The organism is Sorangium sp. So ce375 (genome assembly GCF_051473855.1).
Lineage (GTDB): Bacteria > Myxococcota_A > Polyangia > Polyangiales > Polyangiaceae > Sorangium.
Genome location: NZ_CP150335.1, coordinates 1 through 25,021 on the forward strand (window position 1 = coordinate 1; position 25,021 = coordinate 25,021).

Annotated in this window: 16 protein-coding genes; 8 read left to right on the forward strand and 8 right to left on the reverse strand. The window is 72.2% G+C overall.

What is annotated here, in order from left to right:
• Entirely contained in the window at positions 1-1,422 is a 1,422-nt protein-coding gene (gene dnaA / locus WME90_RS00005) for a chromosomal replication initiator protein DnaA (protein WP_437278971.1), read from the forward strand.
• Between the two features lie 118 nt (positions 1,423-1,540).
• Here dnaA and WME90_RS00010 read toward each other — a convergent pair whose 3' ends face one another.
• The 3 genes from WME90_RS00010 to grpE form a co-directional block, all read right to left on the reverse strand.
• Positions 1,541-5,458 (reverse strand): serine/threonine-protein kinase, encoded by a 3,918-nt coding sequence (locus WME90_RS00010; protein ID WP_437278972.1) that lies wholly within the window; start codon positions 5,456-5,458, stop codon positions 1,541-1,543.
• Positions 5,459-5,578: 120 nt separating this feature from the next.
• On the reverse strand, positions 5,579-7,441 hold the full coding sequence (gene dnaK, locus WME90_RS00015; protein WP_437278973.1) for a molecular chaperone DnaK: 1,863 nt from the start codon (positions 7,439-7,441) through the stop codon (positions 5,579-5,581).
• 187 nt (positions 7,442-7,628) lie between these two features.
• Complete coding sequence (gene grpE, locus WME90_RS00020; RefSeq protein WP_437278974.1) at positions 7,629-8,213, reverse strand: nucleotide exchange factor GrpE; 585 nt, start codon at positions 8,211-8,213, stop codon at positions 7,629-7,631.
• 249 nt (positions 8,214-8,462) lie between these two features.
• On the opposite strand from grpE, the gene WME90_RS00025 reads away from it, so the two are divergent.
• Both WME90_RS00025 and WME90_RS00030 read left to right on the forward strand, forming a co-directional pair.
• Entirely contained in the window at positions 8,463-9,725 is a 1,263-nt protein-coding gene (locus WME90_RS00025) for an aspartate aminotransferase family protein (protein ID WP_437278975.1), read from the forward strand.
• Between the two features lies 1 nt (position 9,726).
• Positions 9,727-12,165: an HAD family hydrolase gene (locus WME90_RS00030; protein ID WP_437278976.1), complete on the forward strand. Its 2,439-nt coding sequence runs from the start codon at positions 9,727-9,729 to the stop codon at positions 12,163-12,165.
• Positions 12,166-12,192: 27 nt separating this feature from the next.
• On the opposite strand, the gene WME90_RS00035 is transcribed toward WME90_RS00030, so the two are convergent.
• From WME90_RS00035 to WME90_RS00045, 3 genes are all read right to left on the reverse strand, one after another.
• The gene (locus WME90_RS00035; RefSeq protein WP_437278977.1) at positions 12,193-12,708 is read right to left on the reverse strand and encodes a Fur family transcriptional regulator; all 516 of its coding nucleotides are present in this window, start codon (positions 12,706-12,708) and stop codon (positions 12,193-12,195) included.
• A 99-nt stretch (positions 12,709-12,807) separates the two neighbouring features.
• Positions 12,808-13,869 (reverse strand): hypothetical protein, encoded by a 1,062-nt coding sequence (locus tag WME90_RS00040; protein WP_437278978.1) that lies wholly within the window; start codon positions 13,867-13,869, stop codon positions 12,808-12,810.
• Positions 13,870-13,939: 70 nt separating this feature from the next.
• Positions 13,940-14,743 carry a hypothetical protein gene (locus WME90_RS00045; RefSeq protein WP_437278979.1) on the reverse strand — a complete coding sequence of 268 codons (804 nt, stop codon included), beginning with the start codon at positions 14,741-14,743 and terminating at the stop codon, positions 13,940-13,942.
• A 322-nt stretch (positions 14,744-15,065) separates the two neighbouring features.
• On the opposite strand from WME90_RS00045, the gene hrcA reads away from it, so the two are divergent.
• A complete protein-coding gene (hrcA, locus tag WME90_RS00050) occupies positions 15,066-16,109 on the forward strand; it encodes a heat-inducible transcriptional repressor HrcA (protein ID WP_437278980.1) in 1,044 nt (347 codons plus the stop codon).
• On the opposite strand, the gene WME90_RS00055 is transcribed toward hrcA, so the two are convergent.
• Entirely contained in the window at positions 16,102-17,085 is a 984-nt protein-coding gene (locus tag WME90_RS00055; protein ID WP_437278981.1) for an RluA family pseudouridine synthase, read from the reverse strand. The genes hrcA and WME90_RS00055 overlap by 8 nt on opposite strands.
• A gap of 263 nt (positions 17,086-17,348) precedes the next feature.
• Between WME90_RS00055 and WME90_RS00060 the strand changes: the two genes are divergently transcribed.
• Both WME90_RS00060 and WME90_RS00065 read left to right on the forward strand, forming a co-directional pair.
• Positions 17,349-18,233, forward strand: coding sequence for a response regulator transcription factor (locus tag WME90_RS00060; protein ID WP_437278982.1), 885 nt, complete (start codon positions 17,349-17,351; stop codon positions 18,231-18,233).
• 264 nt (positions 18,234-18,497) lie between these two features.
• Positions 18,498-21,317: an ArnT family glycosyltransferase gene (locus WME90_RS00065; protein WP_437278983.1), complete on the forward strand. Its 2,820-nt coding sequence runs from the start codon at positions 18,498-18,500 to the stop codon at positions 21,315-21,317.
• A gap of 327 nt (positions 21,318-21,644) precedes the next feature.
• On the opposite strand, the gene cobA is transcribed toward WME90_RS00065, so the two are convergent.
• Positions 21,645-23,249 (reverse strand): uroporphyrinogen-III C-methyltransferase, encoded by a 1,605-nt coding sequence (cobA, locus tag WME90_RS00070; protein WP_437278984.1) that lies wholly within the window; start codon positions 23,247-23,249, stop codon positions 21,645-21,647.
• A 203-nt stretch (positions 23,250-23,452) separates the two neighbouring features.
• Here cobA and WME90_RS00075 point away from each other — a divergent pair, with 203 nt between their 5' ends.
• Both WME90_RS00075 and hemB read left to right on the forward strand, forming a co-directional pair.
• The gene (locus tag WME90_RS00075; protein WP_437278985.1) at positions 23,453-23,827 is read left to right on the forward strand and encodes a DUF4339 domain-containing protein; all 375 of its coding nucleotides are present in this window, start codon (positions 23,453-23,455) and stop codon (positions 23,825-23,827) included.
• 208 nt (positions 23,828-24,035) lie between these two features.
• Entirely contained in the window at positions 24,036-25,019 is a 984-nt protein-coding gene (gene hemB, locus WME90_RS00080; RefSeq protein WP_437278986.1) for a porphobilinogen synthase, read from the forward strand.
• The last annotated feature ends 2 nt before the right edge of the window (positions 25,020-25,021 follow it).

Genomic DNA, 25,021 nt, shown 5'->3' on the forward strand with positions numbered 1-25,021 from the left:
ATGACGATTCCGAAACACGAGCCGCGCGAGGTCTTCGATCGGGCGATCGAGCATACGCGGGCGCTTTCCCCGGCCACTTTCGATCAGTGGTTCGGGGGAGTTCAGTTCGATGATCTGACCGACGGCGTGCTCACGCTGCGCGTCCAGAACGAGTTCGTCCTCGAGTGGGTCAGGGACAATTTCCTGCCAGCGCTGACGGACAAGATCCGAGAGCTCACCGGCTGGTCGGTCCAGGTCGCGTGGACGGTGGATCAGAACCTCGCCGCGCCGATCGCCCAGCGCGTGGAGCTCACCCCGGTGCGTCCGCGGGCGCTCGTCGTGCGACCGACCAGCGTGGCGCCGGCTCCGGCGCCGGCGCCTCGCCCCGAGCCGTCGCTGCGGCGTGTCCCATCGCTGCCGGACGACCTCAACCCGAAGCACACCTTCGCGAGCTTCGTCGTGGGCCCCTCGAACCAGCTGGCGCACGCGGCCGCGATCGCGGCCGCGGGCGGCGGGGGGCGACGCTATAACCCGCTCTTCATCTGCGGCGGCACGGGGCTCGGCAAGACCCACCTCATGCACGCGATCGCGCACCGCGTCTTCGAGGGCAGGCCGGACGCGCGGATCATCTACGTCTCGGCCGAGAAGTTCACGAACGACTTCATCACGGCCATCCAGCACCACCGGATGGACGAGTTCCGCACGCGGTACAGGTCGAGCTGCGACGTGCTGCTCGTCGACGACATCCAGTTCCTGGCCGGACGCGAGCAGACGCAGGAGGAGTTCTTCCACACCTTCAACGCGCTCCACACGCTCGACCGGCAGATCGTTGTGACGAGCGACAAGTACCCCCAGAACCTCGAGCGCATGGAAGAGCGGCTCGTCTCGCGGTTCTCCTGGGGTCTCGTCGCCGACATCCAGGTGCCGGAGCTGGAGACGCGCGTCGCGATCGTCCGGAACAAGGCGGCGCTCGAGGGCATCGCGCTCACGGACGACGTGGCGCTCTACCTCGCGCAGATGGTCCGCTCGAACGTCCGCGAGCTCGAGGGGACGCTGATCCGGCTGGCGGCCAAGAGCTCGCTCACGGGCCGCCCTGTCGACCTCCCGTTCGCGCGCGCCGAGATCACGGCCACGTCGCCGCCGCGCGCGCAGATGATGAGCGTCGAGGACATCCAGCGCGCCGTGTGCCACCACTTCCACCTGCGCTCGATCGACCTCACCTCGAAGGACCGCCACAAGAGCGTGGCCTTCGCGCGCCACGTCGCGATGTACCTCTGCAAGCAGCGGCTGAAGTGCAGCTTCCCGGAGATCGGGCGGGCCTTCGGCAACCGCGATCACACGACGGTGATGAGCGCCGTCCGCAAGATCGAGGCGCAGCGCGACTCGGATCCGCAGGTCCGCGCCCACCTCGAGGCCCTCGAGAAGAAGCTCGCCGACGAGTGAGCCGCGCGCGCGACGCGAGAGCCGCGCGCGCGGCGCGAGAGCGACCCGCCGGAGCCCGGGCCGCCGCCCGCTAGAGCGGGCGCGCGGCTCTCTGCTCGCCGCGCGACGACCGCGCGGGTCAGAGCTCGGACAGCGCGGAGCGCGCGTCGTCCGCGACGAGCTTGTTGCCGTACGCGGACGCGAGATCGAGCACCTCCGCGAGCTCGCGCCGCGCCTCCTTGACCAGGCCCCGCTGCTTCAGGAGAGCGCCGAGCAGGTACCGGCTCTCCAGGGCGTCGGTCCGGTAGGAGCGCGCGTCGGCGTAGCGCGCGAGCTCGCGCAGGAGCTCGCCGGCGCCGGCCGCGCCGCTCAGCCCGTCCAGGTAGGCGAGGTGCGCGCGGTTGATGGAGACGAGGCGCTCGTGCCCGCTCTCCTCGGCGAGCTCCTTCGACTCGATGAGCGACGCATAGGCGCGCGGCAGATCGCCGAGCCGCCGGCTCGCGTCGCCGAGGTTGTGCAGCGCGGCGGCCGTCTCGAAGCGCAGGCCCGCGGACCGGGCGAGATCGACGGCGCGGGCGGAGCTCTTCACCGCCGCGTCGAAGTCGCGCAGGAACACGTGCACGAGGACGCGCTGCTTCTCGCGCTCGCTCGCCGCGGCGAGGTCGCCCGGATCGCCGAGCGCCTCCGCGCGATCGAGGGCGCGGAGCGCCGCCTCGATGTCGCCCGTCGCCGCGCGCGCCTGGGAGACCGCGAGCAAGAGCCTCGGGTCGTCGATCTCGCCCATCGCCTCGAGCTGCTCGACGGCGCGCTCCGCGCGGGCGAAATCGCCCGTCCTGACGCCGATCTCCGTCTCGCACGCGAGCGCCTTGCGGCGGAGATCCTCCCGGTCGCCGGCGAGGGCGTAGGCCTCCTCGAGCCTCGCGTACGCGTCCGCGAAGAGGTCCACCGCGCCGAGGGCGCGCGCCAGGTCGACGCGGGCCGAGAGCTTCTGCTCCGGGGTGCCGGCCTCGTCGATGCGCCTGAGCGTGCGGGCGGCGACGTCGCAGAGGTCGGGCGCGGAGCGCACGCGCACGACGACGTCGGCGAGCGCGCCGAGCCACGCCGAGAGCTCCGCCGGAGACCGGTGGGCGTGGTCGCCGAGATCGAGCGCCTGGAAGATGAGCCGGAGCGCCGGATCGAGCTGGCTCGCGCGGATCTTGTGGAGCGCCGCGCGCGCGTAGAACGTGGCGGCCCGGTCGCGGTCGCCGGCCTGGTAGAAGTGCTGCCCGATGCGCTCGGCGTGCTCGGCGCTCTCCTCGCCGACGACCGCGACGTACGCCGCCGCGGCGGTGGCGTGCAGCTCCTGGCGGAGCTCGGGCGGGATCGCGTCGAGGACGATCTCGCCGTGCATGGGCGACGCGAAGCCCGCCTGCGCGGGGCCCTTGAGCCGCAGGAGGTCGCGGGTCGCGAGCCCCGAGATCGCGCGGTTCACGGCCGGCAGCTTCTGCTGGAGGAGCGCCGCGAGGACCTCGGTCGGCACCGGATCGCCGAGGATCGCCGCCGCCTGGAGCACGGCGCGGTCGCTCGGATCGAGCCGCCGCACCCGGGTCGCGATGAGCGTGCGCAGCGAGCGCGGCACCGCCGAGGCGCCGTCGAGCCGCGCCTTCACGACGCCGCTGACGACGCTGAGCGCGCCCGAGTCGAGGAGCTCCTTGATGAGCTCCTCGAGGAAGAGCGGGTGGCCGCCGGCGCGCTCGCGGCAGAAGGCGACCACGTCGGGCGGCAGCAAGGTCGCGCCGATGCGCGCCGACATGAGGCGCGCGCTGTCGCTGTCCGAGAGCTCCCCGACCTTGAGCCGGTAGAAGTGGGGGTGCGACTCGAGCAGCGGCGGCGGGTCGCTGCGCGTCGCCAGCATCAGCACGGCGCGGAGCCCGCCGGCGCGGCCCGCGGTGGCGAGCAGCGCTTCGGCGGTGAGCTGGTCCATCGCCTGCGCGTCGTCCCACGCGAAGCAGTGGAGACGATCCTCGCAGAGGCTCTGCACCATGCGCGGGAAGGCCGTGCGCAGGATCGCGGTCGTCCCCTGCGGCGCGCGCTTCTCGGCGAGCGCCGCGCCGAGCTGGCCGAGCACGGCCGCGGACTCGTCGTCGCGCAGGCCGAGCGCTCGCAGCCGCGGCAGCACCGCGCGGATGCGCTCCTCGTCGTCGCCCTCCTGGATGCCGCAGAGCACCTGGAGCATCGCGGTGAGGCCGCTCCACGGGACGTCGGCGCCGTTGTGCGGGCACGAGGCGACGTAGACGCCGACGTTGTAGTCGCCCTTGGAGAGCCGCCGCTCCATCTCGGCGAGCAGCCGCGTCTTGCCGATGCCGCGCTCCCCCTGGATGACGGCGATCTGCGCGCGCTTCCTCGTCGCGGCGGCCAGGATGTCGCCGAGCTGCTTGAGCTCGTCGCGGCGGCCGACGAAGCGGCCGTACGCGCCGTCCGGGGGCTGCGCCGAGGTGACCACGCGCCCCCCCTCGGGCGCTGTCCGGCCCGCGCCGGGCAGCTCCTCGGTCGTGAACGCGTTGCGGAGGACGCGCCCGGTGAGGTTCGAGACGGCGACCTGGGACTCCGTCGCGCGGGCGAGCGCCTGGGCGGAGGCGATGAGCGAGGCGAGCCGCTCGTCGCGGATCGGGGCGCCGGCGCTGTCGACGAGGATGCGGGCGAGGTGGATGCCGGCGGAGACCGCGGCGCCCCCGCCGCGCGAGCGCAGGATCACGAGCGCGGCGCGCACCGCGGCCTCCGTGTCGCGGCCGTCGGCGTCGCCGAGCCCGAAGATGGCGACGAGCTGCGACGCCTCCTGCTCGAGCAGCAGCGCGCCGTAGCGCGCGAGCACGTCGCGGGCCCGCGCGATGCGCCTCGCGGTGTCGTCCTCGGATCCCGTGAAGATGAGCACGAGCGCCGTGACCTCGCGCCGCTCGCCGAGCCCGCGCGCGGCCGGGCTGCTGTCGGCCTTCTCGAGCAGCTGGAGGAGCCCTGACGCCGAGCGGCTGCGCGAGCTCGTCGTGTGCGGCACCTCGACCGGCGTGCGCTCGTTGGCCCCGATCGGCTCCTCTGCGAGCGCGGTGCTCCCGTCGAGCTCGGCGCTCTTCTCCTCGTGGAACGGCTCCAGGAACTCGGCGAGGTCGTTCGCCCCGAACCGCTCGGCCGTCGCGTAGAAGAAGCCGAGGAGCGCCTCGTGCAGCCGCCCGGCGTCGGGGAACCGATCCTCGGCGTTCTTCGCGAGCATCGTGCTCACGACGTCGACGAGCGATCGGGGCACGTCGGGGCGCACGAGCGCGAGCGGCGGATACTCGCTCGCCTGCAGCCGCCGCATGATCTCGAACGCGGTCGGCGCCGCGAACGGGTTCGAGCCGGCGAGCATCTCGTAGAGCACCGTCCCGAGCGAGAAGAGATCGCTCCGGCCGTCGATCGCGCCGGCGCGCGACTGCTCGGGGCTCATGTAGGCGAGCTTCCCCCGGATCCTCCCTGCCTGGTTCTCGCCGACCTCCTCGTCGGTCATCGACTGCGTCGCCTTCGCGATGCCGAAGTCGGTGACCTTCACCTCGCCCTCCCAGGAGAGCAGGATGTTCTGCGGCGAGATGTCGCGGTGGACGATGCCGAGGGGCCGCGACTGCTCGTCGCGCCGCCGGTGCGCGTGATCGAGCGCCTTCGCGATCTCGGCCGTCATGAAGACGGCCATGCCGAGGGGGATCGGCCTCTTCGCCCTGCGGCAGCGGGCGAGGAGCGTCGCCAGGTCGAGCCCGGGGACGTACTCCATCGCGATGAAGTAGCTGGTCGGGTCGCCGTTCGGATGGTCGACGCGGCCGAGATCGAACACCTGCACGATGTTCGCGTGCGAGAGGCGCACGGCGAGCTTGGCCTCGTGCACGAACATGTCCACGAAGCGCCCCTGCTCGGCCAGCTTGGGGAGGATGCGCTTGATGACGAGGACCTTCTCGAACCCCTCGACGCCGAAGCTCTTGGCCTTGAAGACCTCGGCCATGCCGCCTTCGCCCAGGCGCTCGAGCAAGCGATACCGTCCGAAGGTCTCGTTCAGCATCGCCCCGCCCGCGCCCCACGCAGCGTTGCGCCTGGAGCGCGCTCGGCGCTCCTGAGGGGACGGCCTGCGATCGGCGCGCGAGCCGGCGTCGCCGCCCTGGCCGCGCCGCCTAGCCGCGCGTCATGTCTCGACGGCCTTGTTCGCGCCGGCGTCATCGTCCCCTCCATACATCGACTCCGCGATCCGGAACGCCGCTCCCTCGAGGCGCGCGTACGCGTCCCGGAGCGCGTCGAGGTCGCCGCCGCCGTCGAGCAGCTTCCGCAGCGCCGCGCACTCGGCGTGGACCTCGCCGAGGAGCTCGGCGTCGAGCAGATCGCCGTAGCCTTCGAGGGCTTGCTCGGTCGTGTAGACGAGGGTCTCCGCCTGGTTGCGGAGCTCGGCGAGATCGCGCCGGAGCGCGTCGGTCTCCTTGAACCGCTCGCCCTCCGAGACGAGCCTCTCGACCTCGTCCGGCGTGAGGCCGCTCGTCGGGGTCACCCGGATCTCCTGCACCCGCCCCGTCCCGAGATCCCGCGCCTCGACGCGGACGATGCCGTTCTCGTCGATGCGGAAGGTGACCTGGATCTTGGGAAGCCCGCGCGGGGCGGGAGGGATGCCGGTGAGCTCGAAGCGGGCGAGGCTCCGGCAGTCCGCGGCCATCTCGCGCTCGCCCTGGAGCACGTGCACGGGGACGAAGCCCTGGTTGTCGACGCTCGTCGTGAAGATCTCGCTCCGCTCGGTCGGGATGGTCGTGTTCCGCGGGATGAGCTTGAAGCTCACGCCGCCGCCGGTCTCGACGCCGAGCGACAGCGGCGTCACGTCGAGGAGCAGCACCTCGTCCACCTGTCCGGAGAGCGCGGCGCCCTGCAGCGCCGCCCCGACCGCGACGACCTCGTCGGGGTTCACGCCCTTGTTCGGCTCCCGGCCGAAGAACTCGCGCACCGCCGCCTGCACCGCGGGCATCCGGGTCATGCCGCCGACGAGGACCACCGTGTTGACGGCGGAGACGGGGAGCTTGGCGTCCCCGAGCGTCGCGCGACAGACGTCGATGGTCCTCCGGATGAGGCCGTCGCAGAGCATCTCGAGCTCGTTGCGCCGCATCGTCCGCTCGAGGTGGAGCGGCCCGCCGCCCGGTCCGACGGCGATGAACGGGATGTTGATCTCGGTGTCGAGCGACGACGAGAGCTCGTGCTTCGCCTTCTCGGCCGCCTCCTTGAGCCGCTGCAGCGCCATGCGGTCCCGGCGCAGATCGATCCGGTGCTTGCCCTCGAACTCGTCGGCGAGGAGGTCGATGATCCGCTGGTCGAAGTCCTCGCCGCCGAGGTGCGTGTCGCCGCCGGTCGCCTTGACGCTGAAGACCCCGCTCGCGATCTCGAGGATCGAGATGTCGAACGTCCCTCCGCCGAGATCGTAGACCGCGATCGTCTCGGCCTTCATCTTGTCGAGGCCGTAGGCGAGCGCCGCGGCGGTCGGCTCGTTGATGATCCGGCGCACCTCCAGCCCGGCGATCCGCCCGGCGTCCTTTGTCGCCTGCCGCTGCGCGTCGTCGAAGTAGGCGGGGACGGTGACCACCGCTTCCGTCACGGGCTCGCCGAGGAACCGCTCGGCGACCTGCTTCATCTGGCCCAGGATCACCGCGGAGATCTCGGGAGGCGAGTAGCTGCGCCCCTTGACCTCGACCCAGGCGTCGCTGTTCGGCGCCTCGACGATCTTGTAGGGGGCGAGGCTGATCTGCTTGCTGACCTCGGGCGCGGTGAACTTGCGGCCCATCAGCCGCTTCACCGCGTAGATCGTGTTCTGCGGGTTCGTGACCGCCTGGCGACGCGCGACCTGTCCGACCAGGCGCTCACCGCTCGCGGGAAAGCCGACGACGGAGGGCGTCGTGCGGGCGCCCTCGGCGTTCGGGATCACCCGAACATCGTTCGCCGAGGCGACGCCTGCCCCTTCGACGACAGCCACGCACGAGTTCGTCGTCCCAAGATCGATGCCGATCACCTTCCCCATATGCGGCGAAAGATACTACAGGCCTGGATGCTCGCCGGGTGGGGAGACGACCTGGGCGCCCGCGATATTTGGGGAGATCGTGCGGCGAGGTGGCGGGGCACGGCAGATCCCGGACACGATCACCGCAAGGATGCGCGACGTGCCGGTGGTGTGCGCCAGGGGAGCCGGCGCGACGCCGCGCGGAGGCTCAGTTCGCCGCGGGCGCGGGGTCGACGGGCGAGCCCTTCGAGACGACGACCATGGCCGCGCGGATCAGGTAATCGCCCAGCATGTATCCGGGCTGGACCTCCGCGATCACGACGCCGGCCGGGTGCTCGGTCGAGTCGATCTGCTGGATGGCCTCGTGCACGCTGGGATCGAAGGGCTTGCCGACCGCGGCGATGCGCTTGATGCCCATGCGATCCAGCGTGTCGACGAACTGCTTCGTCACGATGCGGACGCCCTCGGCGACCGACTTCACGTCCGGCGCGCTCTCGGCGTGGCTGGCGGCGCGTTCGAGGTTGTCGAAGACCGGGAGCAGATCCTTCAGGATCGTCTCGCGGCCACGGCGCTGCGCCTCTTCGACCTCGCGCCGGGAGCGCTTACGGAAGTTGTCGAAGTCGGCGGCGGTGCGCAGCAGCTGCTCGCGCAGCCGCGCGGCCTCGGCCTGCGCCTCGCCTAGCTTGTCTTCGGGGGTGGGGGGCTGCTGCTCCGCGGGCGCTGCGCGCTCCGCCTGCGCCTCCGCCGTCTCCCCGGTGTTCTGGCTCGACCCATTCTGTTCCGAATCGCTCATAGGACGGCGGCACTATAACCAGCCGCGATCCGCTGGCAATCGCCAGGCCCATGGTCGCTCCGGCGGCGCGCGCCGGCGTCCGAGCGCTCCGGCGCGTGACGCGGCGCCGGCCCGCGCCGGCCCAGGACGTCCGCGGGGGGCGGCGCGCGGGCGCTCCGGGGGCGCGGTTCGCCCGGGTCTCCACGATCCGCCGCCGGCGCTGCATCGACCGTTTGCTCCGACCCCCCGCCCGGCGTTAGATCGCCCCCCATGAGCATCGCCACTAGCCCCGCCGGCGAACCCCCTCCGGCGAACGCCTCGACGCCCGCCAGCTCGCCGCTCCTCGCGGCCCAGAAGCACCTCCTCGGCAATTACCGCCAGCCGCCGTTCGTCCTCGACCGCGGCAGGGGCTGCGAGCTCTTCGACACGGAGGGGCGCCGGTACCTTGACATGTGCGCCGGGGTGGCCGTGGCTTCGCTCGGGCACGCTCACCCGCGGCTCGTGGCGACGATCGCCGAGCAGGCGGGGCGCCTGATGCACGTCTCCAACTATTTCTTCAACGCCGAGAACCTCCGCCTCGCCGAGGAGCTCTGCGCGAAGACCGGCTTCGACCGCGCCTTCTTCTGCAACTCGGGCACGGAGGCGAACGAGGCGATGCTCAAGCTCGCGCGCCGCCACTTCTTCAACCGGGGCGAGACGGGGCGCTACCGGATCATCGCGTTCGACAACGCGTTCCACGGCCGCACCCTCGGCGCGGTCGCCCTGACCGGGACGCCGAAGTACCGCGAGGGCTTCGGCCCTTCGCTCGATGGTGTCACGCACGTGCCTTACGGGGACGTGGCGGCGGTGCGCGCCGCCATGGGCCCGGACGTCGCGGGGATCCTCGTGGAGCCGGTGCAAGGGGAGGGCGGCGTGCTGCCGGCCCCCGCCGGGTTCCTCGCCGAGCTGCGGCGCATCGCCGACGAGCACGGCGCGCTGCTGCTCATCGATGAGGTGCAGACCGGCATCGGGCGCACGGGGCACTGGCTCGGCGCGAACTACGACGGCGTCCAGGCAGACGCCGCGGCGCTCGCCAAGGGGCTCGGCGGCGGGTTCCCGGTCGGCGCGCTGGTGCTGCGGGAGCGGCTGAACGGCGCGCTGCCCCCGGGCTCGCACGGCTCGACCTACGGCGGCAACGCGCTCGCCTCCGCAACGGCGCGCACGGTGCTCGCGGTCATCGAGGAAGAGAAGCTGTGCGAGGCCGCCCAGACGCGCGGCGAGCGGCTCAGCCGCGGCCTCGCCGCGATCGCCGCGCGGCTGCCGGGCGTGTGCGTCGGCGAGCGCGGGCGCGGGCTGCTGCGCGGGCTCATCCTCGCGCCGAGCGTGGACCCGCGCGCGGCGCTCGGCCGGGTGCGCGACCGGGGCGTGCTGCTCACCATCGCGGGCAGCAGCGTGCTCCGGTTCACGCCGCCGCTGATCGTGAGCGACGCGCAGATCGACGAGGCGCTGGCCGAGGTCGAGGCCGCGCTCGCCGAGACGCCGGCTGCAGGTTGAGGTGGTCGCCTCGCGCGCCGCCGGTCCCGCCGTCGCACCCGTCCCGTGCTCGGGCTGCAGCAAGCTGATCGATCCGCTCCGCGCGGGACAGGTGGCGATCTTCGATCAGCGCTTCCATTACTTCTGCAACGCGCGGTGCCGCCACGCCTTCCTCGGTGAGGCGCCGCCTGCGACGGGCGACGTCCGGCCTGGTGGCCCCGCAGCGTCCGGGTCGCCCTTCGCCGGCGCTCCGGCCCGCGGGCTCTCGTCGGGGGCGCCGCCCTTCGCGGGCGGGCACGACGCCTCCACGCCGCGCGCCGCGCCCGCGCGGACGAGCGCCGACGACGGCGCGGCGCGCATCGCCGATCTCGACGCCCCGATCGTCGACGCGTTCCCGCCCGTGTCGCTCGACGAGAAGCTCCCGGATCTGCCCGTCCTCGACGACGATCGCGCGCTGCTCGAGCCCATCGGGAACACCATCCTGAGCGAGGAGCCGCAGCGCTACGATGCCGTCGAGGGGCGGGACATCGGCGCGCTCCTGCTCGTGCTCGCGATCATCGCGGGGACGCTCGCCGTCGCGCTCACGCTCGCAGGGGACGCGAAGCTCGTCATCGGCGCGCGCATCGTCCTCGCCACGGTGAGCGCCGGGATGCTCCTCGGCCGCGCCGCCACGACCGCGCGCGACGCCACCGATCCGCACCCGGCGCCGATGCTCGCGCCCGTCCTGGGCGGGCTCGTGGCCGCCGTCTGGGCCCTCTTCGGTCAGGACCGCGCCCTCGCGGCCGAGGCCGCGTCGCTGGCCGGCGTGATCGCCACCGCCAGCGCGATCAGCGCGTGGCTCATCGAGAGCGCCCGCCATCGCGTCTTCGCGGAGCGGGCGTGGATCGGATCCGTGCTCTCGACGCCGGCGCGCCGGCCGCCGGGCGCGTGGGCGCAGGGCACGGCGCCTGCCGACCGCGCCCCGCAGCGCGGCAGCGACGGCGGCGCCGTCGAGGGCGCCGGGGACGAGCTCTACGATCTGCGACCAGGCGAGAGCGTCCAGGTCGACGCGGGGGAGGTCGTCCCCGTCGACCTCGTCGTCACGGGCGGCGACGTCGAGGTGCTCCCGTGGATCGGCGCGACCACGCCGACGCGCCGCCGCGACGGCGACCCGGTCGTCGCCGGGGCCACCGTGGTCCGGGGTCGCCTCGTCGGCGCGTGCACCTTCTCCGGAGGCGATCGCGCGGTCGCGCGCGTCCTGCTCGACGCCCGCCGGCGCGCGGACGCCCTCGCGCCGATCGCGCGGGCCTCCCGCGCCCTGACCGAGCGCTGGGCGATCGGCGCCGCGGCGATCGGCGCGCTCTCCGCCTTCGTCGCCGGGCGGGCTCCCGTCGAGATCGCGATGACCGCCGCCGCCGTGCTCGCCGGGTTGTCCACGGCGATCACGGCATCCATCGCCTCGGTGCACGTCGCGCGCGGCATCCTGCTCGGGCTCCGCCGGGGCATCGTCTACAAGAGCGCCGACGCCTGGGATCGCGCAGGGAAGACCTCGGTCGTCGTGTTCTGCGCCCGTGGCACGCTGCTGCTCGGCGAGCCCGAGCTCGCGGAGCTGGAGGCGACCGGGCAGAAGCTCAAGCCGAGCGACGTGCTCGCGCTCGCGGCCGGCGCGGAGCGCACCGAGGAGCACCCCGTCGCGACGGCGATCGTCCGCGCCGCGCGCGCCCGCGGCTTGCGGCCTGACGGCGTCAGGAACCCCAACTTCCACCCCGGTCTCGGCGTGACGGCCGTCACCTCGTCCGGCGAGGATCTCTGCGTCGGGAACCGCGCGCTCATGCTCGAGCAGCGGATCTCGATCGCCGCGGCCGAGAGCCGCGTCGCCGAGCTCGAGGCGCTGGGCCGCACGGTGGTCCTCGTCGCGGTCGGCGCCCGCCTCGTCGGCATCATCGGCCTGCAGGACGGGCTGCGCCCCGGAGCGAGGGCCGCCATCCAGCACCTGCTCGACGCGCAGATCGAGCCCGTCTTGATGTCGGGCGACGCGCGCGAGACCTGCGAGGCGATCGGCCGCTCGCTCGACATCGACCACATCCGCCCCGAGATCCTGCCTGCTGATCGCGGCACGGAGGTGCGTCGTCTCATCGACGCGGGCACGAGCGTCGCCGTCCTCGGCCACGCGGGCGTCGACGACGCCGCGCTCGGCGCGGCGGACGTCTCCGTGGCGCTCGGCGCCGCCGGCTCGGCGCCGGCCGACTTCTCCACGGTCCTCGCGTCGGACGACGTCCGCGACGCGGCGCTCTCCCTCGCGCTCGCGCACCGCACGCGCCTCGAGGCGCGCGTCGGGCTCGCGCTGAGCGTCGCCCCGGCGCTCGTCGGCGCCGCGGTGATCTCCGCGTTCGTGCTCCCGCCGGCCTACGCGCCCATCGCCTCGCTGCTCGGCGGCGTCATGGCCGTCGTCCACGCCCGCGCGCTCGACGCGAAGAGCTGAGCGGCGGGCGCGGTCGCCGACGCCGGGCTACGAGACGCCGGGGGGCGTGGAGTCCTTGGCGTCGCGACAGTCCGCGCAGACGCCGTACATCTCGTGCTTGTGCCAGGTCACATCGAAGCCGTACTTCGCGGCGATCTCTTCCTGGAGCGCCTCGATCCGCGGCTCTTCGAACTCGATGATCTTCCCGCAGTTGACGCAGATCAGGTGGTCGTGGTGCGTGCTGGCGTCGTCCGCGAGCTCGTAGCGGCTAAGGCCGTCCCCGAACCGGCGCTCGGAGGCCACCCCGCACTCCGCGAGCAGCTTGAGCGTGCGGTACACGGTCGCGTACCCGATGCCTCGGTCGTGCGCGCGCACCTCCGCGAGCAGGTCCTCGATGGTCATGTGCGGGGCGCCGGAGAAGAATGTGTCGACGATCAGCCGGCGCTGCGCCGTCGAGCGCAGCCCCTTCTTGACCATGTAGGCCTGGAGGCGAGCGCGTAGCCGGTCGAGGGCAAGTTGGTCCACGTGGCTGGCGCTGCTCCCCTCTCTCTCCATGACGGCCATGGCAAGTTTATCCCGTTCGCGGCGAACCGCGTCAAGGCCGGTGGAGGCGCCCGCTCGGCGCGACCTCGCCGATGCCGATCGTGACCCGGCTCGTCGGCGCTACTCGCCGACCTGCGCCATGTAGCTGACCTGAGCGGCCGAGCCTCCGAGGGGGCTGAGCAGCGTGATGGGAGGCGCGACAAGGCCGGCCGCGGCCGTGTTGTCGATGACGACGTAGTAGAGGCCCGGGCGCAGCGCGTAGCGGCGCGTCTCGATGATCCCGGGCTGGAGAGGGCCGCCTGCCTGCACCGGGCCTGGCGGGGGACCGAGCGGCTTGCCGGTCTGGTAGGCCTCGCGCCACGCGTCGCCGGTGGGCTTGTCGACGATCATGACGTCCACGGGCGCGCCCTGCACGCTGATCTTGAGATAGAGCGCCTGGTCCGAGTCGGCGATCTCGAACGGCCCGAGGTAGTCGCGCTGGTTCGCGTACACCTCGACGGTCTCGTTCGCGAACGTGTACCGCTCCTCGTCCTCCACCTCGAACGGGTGGTGCGGTCGCTGGGGCGGCATGAGGATCCCCAGCGTGAAGTCCTTCCCCCTCTCCTCGTTGTAGAGGACGGTGAACCCGCGCGTCATCTCGCCTGCGACGATCTGGTTGCCGAGCAGGTTGGCGAGCCCTCCGAACGGCGGGACGTTGGCCATCACGTCGATGACGGGGTTCTCGACGTAGCCCAGCTGGAAGCTCGGGCCTTGCACGATCCGGTTCAGCCGTCCCCACACGTAGACGTCATCGTCCGCGAGCTGGAAGTCGGGTCGGTACTCGACGGACGTCGTGAGCGAGAAGCCCACCCGCTTGGCCGGCTGCATGTAGCCGTACCCCGTGCCGGCGATGTGAACCGTGATCGTCTGCGCCGCGTCGTTGACGTCGTACGAGCACTGCATCGGGAAGAACCGGCCGATGGACGCCGATCGATCCTGCAGGCGCAGCGAGACCCCGCTCTTCAGCATCTCGGGGCAGATCTTGCTGGCGCCGAAATTCGAGAACAGAAACCAGCGGAGGCCAGGGCTCGCGTTCACCGGACCGCTGACGCAGGGGCAGCCGACGAACGTGAAGGACAGCGCGACAGCGGCGAGCGCCAGCGCGGCGGACGCGCGGGAGAGCGGGGGTCTTCGTGCGGGCACGCGGGCTAACATAGCGGGTCGACCTCGGGGCGAGAGCGGGTTTGCGCGCTGGAGGACGGCCCCTCCCGGATCAGCGCACCAGATGCCATTGGACGCCGGGGGTCACCTCGAGATGCAGGTGATTTTTGTGCGCCCGGTCGTAGTTGGGCGTGAGGATCGACGTGAAGATGTGCTGATCCGCGGCCTCGCACACGATGGATCGCAGCTCTCGCGCTGCCGCGTCCGCCGGAGGGCCGCTGCCCGCCCCCTTGCCGGCGCCGCGTGGCTTGCCGGCTGCTCGGGCGCCCTCGCCGCACACCGGCGCGCCGCGCCTGCCGACGAAGTCGCGCTCCACGTCGAGCCACTCCTCCGCGAACCCGCCGCCGACGCGCTCCTTGTTGAGCCTGTAGGCGTCGATGGCGAGCCCGCCGGGGTGCCTCGTGCCGAGCCTGCCCTCGGGCCACATCCTGGACGGAGGCCGCCAGGCCGAGAACATCAGCACCTCGTCGATGTCGTGCGCGCGCAGGATCCGGCTGAAGTCGGAGAGCGCGAGCGCGAGGCGGCAGTCGAAGACGTCGTTCGGGTTGTCTGCGCGCCGGTGCGCCGGCTGCGCCGTCCGGTAGAGGACCCCGCCGACCCCCTGCATCAGCCGCACCGGAGCGAGCACGCCGGGCGCGCGCCGCACCGGCTCGAACGCGATCTTCCGCTGCGTGAGCGCCGCACGGCACTGCTCGGCGCTCATGGCCGCGTAGCGCGCCGACGGGTGCTTCGCCCAGTCCTGGTGGTACCTGACCTTCGGCTTGCCCTGCGCGCTCGGCGCGGCGGCGAGGGGGCCGAGCGCGAGGGCGAGCGCGCAGGCAGCGGCGGCATGGCGTGCAAGGCGTGCGGGCGGCATCGTTGCGGGACAGACCTCGTGCGAGGCAAAGCAAGCCGACCCTCCCGGGGTAGGCGACCGGGCCGCCGTCCGGTGAGCGGGGCCCCACGGCGTGGCGGCGTGGCGGCGTGTCCACGTGGCGGCGGCCGCCCAATCCTACCGCGACATTTGACCGGGCCGCGCGATCGCCTCAAAATGGGTCGCGTGCGCATTCGTGGGTCGAGCGCCCGCACGCGCAGCTTGACGTACGGGAGCGAAGGCCCGGCCCGCATGGCTTCCCGGTCCGGGCGATCCCTGGTCCTGGTAGCCACGGCGGTGCGCTCCTGCGCCGCATGCAGCTGACATGGGTGATCTTCCCAATCGATCTCGAAAGATCCTTTTCGCCGCGGTCACCGAGTTCATCGCCACGGGCGACCCGGTTGGCAGCAGGACGCTCGCGCGGAAGTACGGGCTGGATCTCTCGGCTGCCTCGATCCGCAACGTGCTCGCCGACCTCGAGGAGGCCGGGTACCTCCACCAGCCGCACACCTCTGCAGGGCGGATCCCGACCGATCGAGCGCTCCGGCTGTTCATCGACGCGCTCGTCGAGCTCCGGTCGCTCTCCCCTGAGCAGCAGGCCGAGCTCAGCGCCAGGTTCACCGAGATCTACACGGGGGCGAGCGATCCGCTCCGCGAGACGGGGCGCTACCTCTCGGAGCTGTCCGGCGCCGCGGCGGTCGTCGCGGCGCCGCGGGTGGAGCTCCGCGCCCTCGCCCAGCTGCGCTTCATCCCGACCAAGCCGGGGCAGCTGCTCGCGGTGCTCGTCTTCACCGACGGCTCGGTCGCGAACCGCTTCATCTCGGCCGACGAGGCGATCAACGAGGCCGAGCTCACCCGGATCCACAACCTGCTCGCCGACGTCATCGAGGGGCGCACGCTGGGCGAGATCCGGGACCTCTTCGCTCGCCGCCTCGCGGACGAGCGCCTCCAGATCGACGCGCTGAGGCGCCGCGCCTTCGAGCTCGGCAGCAAGGCGACGGCGGGCGTAGCCCGACGGAGCGAGGTCGTCATCGAGGGGCAGAACCGCCTGATCGACCTGCCCGAGTACGCCGATGTCGACCGGCTCAAGAAGCTGATGAAGGCGCTCGAGGAGCGCGAGGAGCTCGTCGATCTGCTCGACCGCACCCTCGCCGCGGGCGCGGGCGAGGTCACCGTGTTCGTCGGCAGCGAGGCGGGCGATCTGGGCGGAGGCCAGCTCAGCCTCGTCGCTGCGCCCTACATGGAGAACGGGCGCGTCGCCGGGACCGTGGGCGTGCTCGGCCCGACGCGGATGGACTACGCGAAGGTCATGCCGCTCGTCGACGCCACCGCCGCCGCGATGACCGAGGCCCGAGGCAAGGTCAAATAGCGCCCTTCCGCTGCGGCTCGCGGAGCCGCTCGAGCACGTCGTCGAAGTCCGAGGGGGGCGGGACCTGGAACCGCATCGGCCGGTCGTCGGCGGGGTGGTTGAAGCCGAGCTCGGCCGCGTGGAGCATCAGCCGCGCGGCCGGGATCCTCGCCCCGCGGTAGTCCCGCACGTAGACCGTCTCGCCGACGAGCGGGTGCCCGGCCTCCGCGAGGTGGATGCGGATCTGGTGCGTGCGCCCCGTCTCGAGCCGGCACGCGACGAGCGTCACGCCCCCGGCCCCCTCCTGTGCTCCTCGGAGCACCTCGATCGGCTCCACGTGCGTCACCGCGAGCTGCCCCTCGCGCCGCCCGTCTCGCGCCGAGCCGCGCAGTCCATCGCCCCGATCCTCGACGAGGTAGCTGCGGTAGGTGCCGCGCGGGACGGCGCCGTGCGCGAGCGCCAGGTACTGCCGGTGCATCGCGCGGACGCGGAGCTGCTGCGCGAGGTGCTTCTTCGCGGCGAGCGTCCGCGCGAAGACCAGCAGGCCGCTCGTCCCCTTGTCGAGGCGCTGCACCACGCCGAGCGGCGCGCGCCCGCGCAGGCGGTCGCGCCTGGCCAGCACCTCCCGCACCAGCGCGTCGAGGGTCGAGGCCTGCTCTGCCGGATCCTCGTCGCCGTACGGGATGGTGCTCACCCCGGCCGGTTTGTTCACCACGACGACGCTCGCGTCCGCGTAGACCACGAGCTCGCCCTCGAGCTTGCGTCGCCGCACCGTCTCGGGCCTCGGCGCGTGCAGGCGGATCTCGATCTGCTCCCCGCTGAGCACCCGCCGGCGGGCGCTCGTCGCCACCGCGCTCCCGACCAGCACCTTGCCGGTCTCGATCAGCCGGCGCGCGTCCGACCAGGAGACGGACGCAAGCGCACGGACGGCCCCATCGAGCGGGCGCCGATCCAGCTCGGCCGGCACCGTCCAGCGGCCATCCCGCGGGGCTTGCACCCGGTCGGTCGGAGGGGTTCCGGTAGGTTCAGCGGCTTCCTGGGTCGGCGGCGTGGCGGGTCGGAGCGGGCGCATGTAAAAGCTCACGGGGCGCCTCGGCTCCGCCCACCAGCGTGGGACCGGGCTCTACCGGCGCGGAAAAACGCACATCCGCGGGGCCCGCGGGCGCGAAATACACCGCGAATGTTGACACATCGCGCGACCGGAGCCGAAGATATCCAGAGCCGTCATCGCTTTCTCGCCATCTGAGAGGAGACCCGTTCGTGGCCAGCACCCTTCTCGCCGTAGACGACAGCGTGACCATGCGCAAAGTGCTCGAAATCACCTTTGCGGGTCAGGATTTCCGCGTCGTGACGGCGAGCAGCGCCGACGCTGCGCTGCAGAAGCTCAAGAGCGATAAACCCGACCTGGTGATCGCCGACATCACGCTCGAGCCGAAGAACGGCTACGAGCTGTGCAAGGCGATCAAGCAGGCCTCACCGGCGACGCCTGTCCTGATCCTGTCGTCCAAGCAGAACCCGTTCGACCCCGCGAAGGGGTCGGGCGCGCAAGCGGACGACCATATGGACAAGCCGTTCGACACGCAGCAGATGATCGACAAGGTCAAGAAGCTGCTCGCGTCGCGCGGCGAAGCGAAGCCTGCCGCCGCAGCAGCGGCCCCTGCAGCCGCGGCGCCTGCGCCCGCGCGCTCTCCTGCGGCGCAGCCCGCCGCGGCGCAGCCCGCTGCGGCCGCGCAACCTGCCGCCGCGGCGCAGCCTGCTGCCGCCGCGAGCCCGCTCCAGCGCGCGAAGACCCTCATCTACACGCCCAACGCGCCGGCCACGAGCGCAGCGCCGGCGCAGGCGTCGGTCAAGACGGCGCCGGCCGGCGTGGCGAACGTGCCGGTCACGACGACGATGGCGTTCTCGCCGACGCCGGTGTCCGGCGTGCCGAAGACCGCGTCCGGTCCTGCCGCCGTCGCCGCCACCGCCTCGGCGCAAGTCAACGGCCAGATGGCGAGCAAGCTCGAGGGCCTCGGCCTCACCTCCGAGCAGGTGGAGGCCGTGATGGCGCTGTCCCGCGACGTCGTGGAGCGTGTCGTGTGGGAGGTCGTGCCGGTCCTCGCCGAGACGATCATCAAGGAAGAGATCGCGCGTCTGACGAAGTAGGCGCGCACCACGGCCGCTGTCAGACCGTGGCTGTCGACCCGCCCCGGTCCCTGTCGTGCCGGCGAGGTACGCGGCCGGGGCGGCACGCCTTCATGCGCGCGTGAGGTCCACCGGCCCAGCTGGGGAAGGGCGCTCCGCGCGCCGTGGCGTCCTTCTCGGAGCGCCCGATCGGGATCGCCGCGCGGGCGCATGCGACCGCTGCTTTGCCCGGCGACCTGGAGTTGCTACGCCAGGGCCGCGCCTCGTTCGGCGGTCGGCGCAGCCATGAACGACACACACGACAAACGCAGCGGTGCGCCCGTGGACTCCCGCGACGAGACGGCCGCGGGCGAGCAGGAGAGCCCCAGCGCTGCGGAGACGCGCGCGCCCGTCCCTGACAGCGGGGCCGCGGAGAGCGACGGCCTGGCCGGTATGGACGGGGCCGCGTCCGACGCCGAGGAAGTACGCCTCGTGCTGCAGGGCAACCCGCTCCGCTGGCGTGGCGCCGCCGTGTCCGCCGCGGGCGCCCTCCTCGCGTTCGTCGTGATGGCGCTCGCGCCTCAATTTCGCTGGGGTGTCCCGCTCGGCGCGCTCGGCGTCGCCGTCGCGGCGATCGGCCTGCTCGACCTGCTCGGCACGTTCGACGACCCCCCCGAGCGCGTCGCCGCGCGCGTCGGGATCCGCGATCTCCTCGGCCCGCTCGCGCTGCTCGGGGGTGGGCTCGTCGCGCTCTTCATCCTCATCTCGCTGAGCGTCGCGGGGTCCCTCTCGCCGAGCGCTCTCTCGTCGCACGGCGCGCCGGCGCTGCTCTCGCTGGCGGTCCCCGCCATCGCCGTCCCTGCCGCGTTTCTCACGGCGGTGGTCGGCGCGTTCCGGGTCGGCGAGCGCCTCGGTCCCTACCGCGTCGACGAGGCGGGAGCTCCGCGCCCCCTCGGCCGGCGGCACGGCTTCTGGCTCGTCACCCTCGTCACGTTGCTCTACCTGCCCATGCTCGGGAGCCACTCGCTCACCGATCCCTGGGAGACGCACTACGGCGAGGTCGCGCGCGAGATCCTGGCCAGGAACGACTGGATCTCCCTCTGGTGGGCGCAGGACGGCTGGTTCTGGTCGAAGCCGGTGCTCGACTTCTGGATGCAGGCGCTCGCGATGGCCGCGTTCGGCGTCCGCTACCGGTCGGGCGAGATGCTGTCGGCGGCGGCCGAGGGGAGCACCCCGTGGCCCGAGTGGGCGGTCAGGCTCCCCATCTTCGCGTTGACGCTCATCGCCGTCTACCTGCTCTACAAGGCCGTCTCGCGCATCTTCAGCCGCCGCGCGGGGCTGCTCGCGGGGCTCGTCCTCGCCACGATGCCGCAGTGGTTCTTGGTCTCCCACCAGACCATGACCGACATGCCCTTCGTCGCGACGATGGCCGCGGCGATGGCGCTCCTCTTGCTCGGCATCCACACCGACGACGCGGAGGAGGCGCGCGTCTACGAGGTGCAGCTCGGCCCGCTCAGGGTGGGCCTCTCGGTTTATCACCTCGTGCTCGGGGCGATCATCGCCTGCGCGCTTCCGCAGATCCTCTACCTGCTCTCGCGTCACGTCGAGCTCCGCCTGACGCCCTACGGCCTGCACCTGCACGGCGACGTCTTCAGCTCGGGCTCGCCGGGCAACTGCGGTCTCCCTGGCAACGAGGCCTGCCGGTCGGTGCTGCCCGTGCTCCCCGGCCTTCAGCCTGTGCTCCAGGCGCTCGTCTGGGCGCAGACGCTCGGGATCGTCCTGTACGCCAGCTGGGGCGAGCGGCGCGTCCAGCGGCTCCTCTTCCTCTCGGCGTGGTTCTTCGCTGCCCTGTCCACGATGGCCAAGGGGCCGGCGGGCTTCGGGCTCCCGGTGCTCTGCGCGCTCGGCTACGTCGCCGTCTCCCGCCGGTACCGCGACCTGCTCAAGATGGAGATCCCCGTCGGGCTGCTCGTGCTCGCGTGCGTCGCGTTGCCCTGGTTCGTCGCGATGTACGCGCGTCACGGCCAGCCGTTCACCGACAGGCTGCTGTTCCACGACATGTTCAAGCGCGCCTTCACCCACGTCCACGACACGAACGAGGGCGACGACGTGAGCTTCCGCTATTACGTGTGGCAGCTCGGCTACGCGATGTTCCCGTGGACGGGGCTCGTGCCCGCGTCGCTCGTGTGGTGGCTCCGGCGGCGCGAGGGCGCGGCGCCCGGGGAGCCCGGCTCGGCCGAAGCCCGTCAGGGCGACGCCTCGGTGTTCCTGGCGATGTGGTTCCTCTTCGGCTTCGCGCTGTTCTCCCTGATGCTGACGAAGTTCCATCACTACATCCTGCCGGCCGTCCCGCCGGCGGCGATGCTCACGGGGATCCTGCTCGACGACATGCTGCGCCTCGGAGGCGCGGCGGGGCTCGCGCGCCGCTCGGGCGGCGCCTCCTCGACGGCGCTGTCGGCGCGCTCCATCGCGGTGATCAGCTACGAGCGCGCGATGCTCGGCGCCATCGGGATCGGCGCTGCGCTCCTCGTGCTCTTCGTCGGGCGCGATCTCGCGATGGCTCGCGAGGGCCAGCCGAGCCAGGCCAGGCTGCTGCACCTGTTCACGTACAATTACAAACGCTCCTGGCCGCAGTCGCTCGATTTCTCCGCGGCCTTGTGGGCGTTCACCGCCGCCGCGGCCGCCCTGTGCTTCCTGCTGATGGTCGCGCGCTGGCGCCGCCTCGTCGTCTACGCGCTCCTGTCGCTCGCCGTCGTGTTCACGGCGTGGGGGATCGACGTGTACTTCGTGCGGACGTCGCCGCACTGGGGGCAACGCGAGACGTTGCTCGCCTATGTGCGCGCGAACCGCGAGATCCCGGGGCCGCTCGTCGCTTACCAGATGAACTGGAAGGGCGAGAACTTCTATGCCGGCAACCAGATGGCGGCCTTCGTGTCGACAGGAAAGAAGTTCCAGGACTACATCAATGAGCAGAAGAAGAAGGGCGTGAAGACCTTCTACTTCGTCACCGAGCACGGGCGCACCACCTCCTTGTCGAACGAGCTCGGCGGCCCTCGCATCTTCGAGAAGCTCACTTCCACCGAGCTCAACAACAAGTTCCTCGTGGTGCGAGCGACGTTCGAGTAAGCCCACAGCGCCTGAGGACCCTCGTCTCACCAGCGCTGTCCGGCTGTGACGCTGTACGCCTGCTCCGGCCCGGGGAATGCCGCTGTCGTCGCTCAGCGAACATGCCGTATCAGGAGCCCCCTTGCATCTCTGTCGCCGCGGTGGCTCAGCAGCGCAATGCGGCTCCAGCTTGGACGTCCTAAGTACCTGAATCGCTTGCAGGAGTCGCAGGCACGCGTCCTGCTCTCACGTGGAATCGAGCGTTGCGGCGGAGACCTTCCCCCCCAGGTCCGCTGCGACGCTCTCTACTTTTGCGCCGCTGTGCCGGCCGCACATCGTGCGACCCGCTCACCCGCCCCCGGCGCTCCCAGGGGCGGCTTGCAATGCAGTGAAATGTCGATCCAGCGCGTCCAGGAGACCTGCTGTGGTGCTCACCTCTGCGGTCACGCCGACCCGGAGGCCCCGCCTCTCGGCGGTCGCGGTCGTGATCGGCCCGATGCTCGCGAGGAGCACGCGGTCGAGGCGCGCTGCGGCGCCCTCGCCGAGGAGATCGCAGAGGCTGTCGACGGTGCTGCTCGAGGTGAGCAGCACGACGTCGATCTCGCCCGCCGAGAGCGCCCGGAGCAGCTCTTCGCGGTGACCGGAGGACGCGGGGCGGGTCTCGTAGACAGGCACGACGTCGACCTCGCAGCCGGCGGCGCGGAGGCGCTCGGGGAGCACCTCGCGGGCGACCAGCGCGCGCGGGAGGAGGACGCGGACCGGAGGGGGCGCCGCCCTGCGCTCGGCGAGCACGGGGTCGGCGAGGATGGCCTCCGCGAGCTCCTCGCCGCGGAACTCCCGCGGGACGATGTCGGCGCGGACGCCGCGCGCGGCGAGCGCGGCAGCGGTCCCGACGCCGATCGCGGCGAGGCGCGCCGGGCCGAAGGCGCGCGCGTCCAGGCCGAGCCGCTCCATCTCCTTGAAGAAGCAGGCCACCCCGTTCTCGCTCGTGAAGACGACGGCGTGGTAGCCCGAGAGCCCGCGGACGGCCTCCGTGACGCGCGCCGGGTCGGGGGGCGGGTGGATCTCGATCGTCGCGAGCTCCACCGCCTCGCCGCCGCGGAGGCGCACGAGCCTCGACGTCGAGCGCGCCTGGTGGCGCGGCCGGGTCACGAGCACCCGCTTGCCGAACAGCGGCTTCCGATCGAACCAGCGCAGCGCGCCGCGCAGGCCCGTGACAGCGCCGACGACGATGACCGCAGGGCTCTGGAGCCCCTCCTCCCTGACGCGGCGGGGCAGCTCGTCGAGGCGGCTCGAGACGACGCGCTGGTCGGCCCGCGTGCCCCACTGGATCGCCGCCGCCGGCGTCGCCGGATCGCGCTGCCCCGGCCCCGTCAGCCCCGCGACCACCGCGTCGACGGCCTGCATGCCCATCAGGACGCAGATGGTCCCGCGGACCGAGGCGAGCTCGCTCCAATCGAAGGATTTGCCCGCGCGGGTGACGCCGCTGACGATCATCACGCTGGAGGCGATGTGCCGGTGCGTCAGCGAGATGCCGGCGTAGGCCGTCGCGCCGAGCGGAGAGCAGACGCCCGGCACCACCTCGAACGGCACCCCGGCCCGCGCGAGCGCCTCCGCCTCCTCCGAGCCGCGCCCGAAGAGGAACGGATCTCCCCCCTTCAATCGAACGACGCTGCGGCCCGCGAGGCCGAGCGCGACGAGCTCCGCGTCGATCTCCGCCTGCTTCGCGTCCTTCACGACCCGATCGCCGCCGCGCTTGCCGACCGAGCGCACGTCGGCGCCCTCCCGCACGCGGTCGAGCAGCGCGGGATGGACGAGCTCGTCGTGCAGCACGACCTCGGCCGTGGCGAGCAGCTCTGCGCCGCGCAGCGTGAGGAGCCCCGGATCTCCGGGGCCGGCGCCGACCAGGTACACGACGCCTGGCCTGGCCGCGCCCGGCGCGCCGTCGTTCATTGCCCCCGCTGCCGCCGTGCCGGGACCCTCCTCGGAGGGATCGTTACGCCTCGGAAACACCGTCAAACTCCCGTCATTCTCTCGTTCATGCATGGCAGACGTTGATTGTCATAGCGATTCTGCAGTGATGTTGACCCGGTGCGTTATGCGATTAGAATCGCATCCGGTCGACTCAACGTCCGGCGGTTTCTGGAGTCCATTCAATGAGATCTGTGAAACTGGTCGAGGAGCTGCTGAGCTCGGAGCGCGGCTTTCCGGACCGATGGTACGTCACCAACGGGGAGCGCTCGGTCGGGCCGGTCAAGCTCGACCAGCTCGCGCGCGGCATCGAGAGCGGAATCGTCCCCCTCGATAGCTTTGTCCGCAATGAGGCATGGACCGTGTGGTGCCCGCTGTCCGACATTGCAACGGTCACGGTCGCCGCCGCGGCGACACCCGCGGACCAACCGGACGAGGGCTCGGCAGCGGACGACGACGACACGCTCCCGCTGTCGTCCCAGAAGACGCCCCAGCCGATGACGTCGCGTCCTGGCTCGACGGCGCGCCCGGCGGCGCGCTCTGGAGCGGCCCCCCGCTGAGCGATGGCTGCGCGCGCGGACCGCGTCCGGCGCGAGCTCCGCGCGGCGGGGCGAGCGCGGCCGGGAGACGGGAAGTGGAGGGCCGTTCTCATGCTGGCGGTTTCGGGCGAACACTAACCGATTCGCAGCGCCCAGGCGATCCACGGATCGCGCGCGCCTCTGGACCGGAGCGGCTCACGCGGACGAAGGGCTGCTATGCTCCGCCGCCGTGTTCCCCACGAAGAGACCGCGCCGGCTCCGTCGCTCGCCCGCCCTCCGCGCCCTGGTGCGGGAGACAACCCTCCATCCGGGAGATTTCATCCTCCCCCTCTTCTTCAACGAGGCGCTCGACGCGCCTCGACCTGTCGGGACGATGCCGGGCGTCTCGCAGCTTCCCGTGAGCGCGGCTGCAGCGCAGGCGCGGCTCTGCAAGGAGCTCGGCATCGGCGGGACGATCTTGTTCGGGCTCCCGCGCACCAAGGATGCGTCGGGCACGAGCGCTTACGACCCCGACGGGCCCGTGCCGCGCGCCGTAAAGGCGATGAAGGAGGCCGTGCCGGAGCTCCTCGTGATCACCGACGTGTGCGTGGACGAGTACACCGATCACGGGCACTGCGGCCTGCTCCGGCAGGACGCGTCGGGAGCGGTGGACGTCGACAACGACGCGACGCTGGAGGTGCTCGCGCGGGCGGCGGTGGTCCACGCCAAGGCGGGGGCCGACGTGGTCGCGCCGAGCGACATGATGGACGGCCGGGTCGCCGCGATCCGGAGCGCCCTCGACGCCGAGTCGCTCACGGGGACGGCGATCCTCTCCTACGCCGTGAAGTATGCGTCCGGCTTTTACGGGCCGTTCCGCGAGGCGGCCGACTGCGCGCCCAAGTTCGGCGACCGAGCGGGCTACCAGATGGACCCCGGGAACGCCCGCGAAGGCCTGCGCGAGGCGGCGCTCGACGAGGAAGAGGGGGCCGACATGCTCATGGTCAAGCCCGCGCTCGCGTACCTCGACGTCATCGCCCGCGTGCGCGAGGTGACGACGCTGCCGCTCGGCGCCTACAACGTCAGCGGCGAGTACGCGATGATCAAGGCGGCCGCGGAGCGCGGCATGATCGACGAGAAGCGCGCGGTGCTCGAGCTGCTGACGTCGATCCGGCGCGCCGGGGCGGACTTCATCCTCACCTACCACGCGCTCGACGCCGCGCGCTGGCTCGGCTGAGC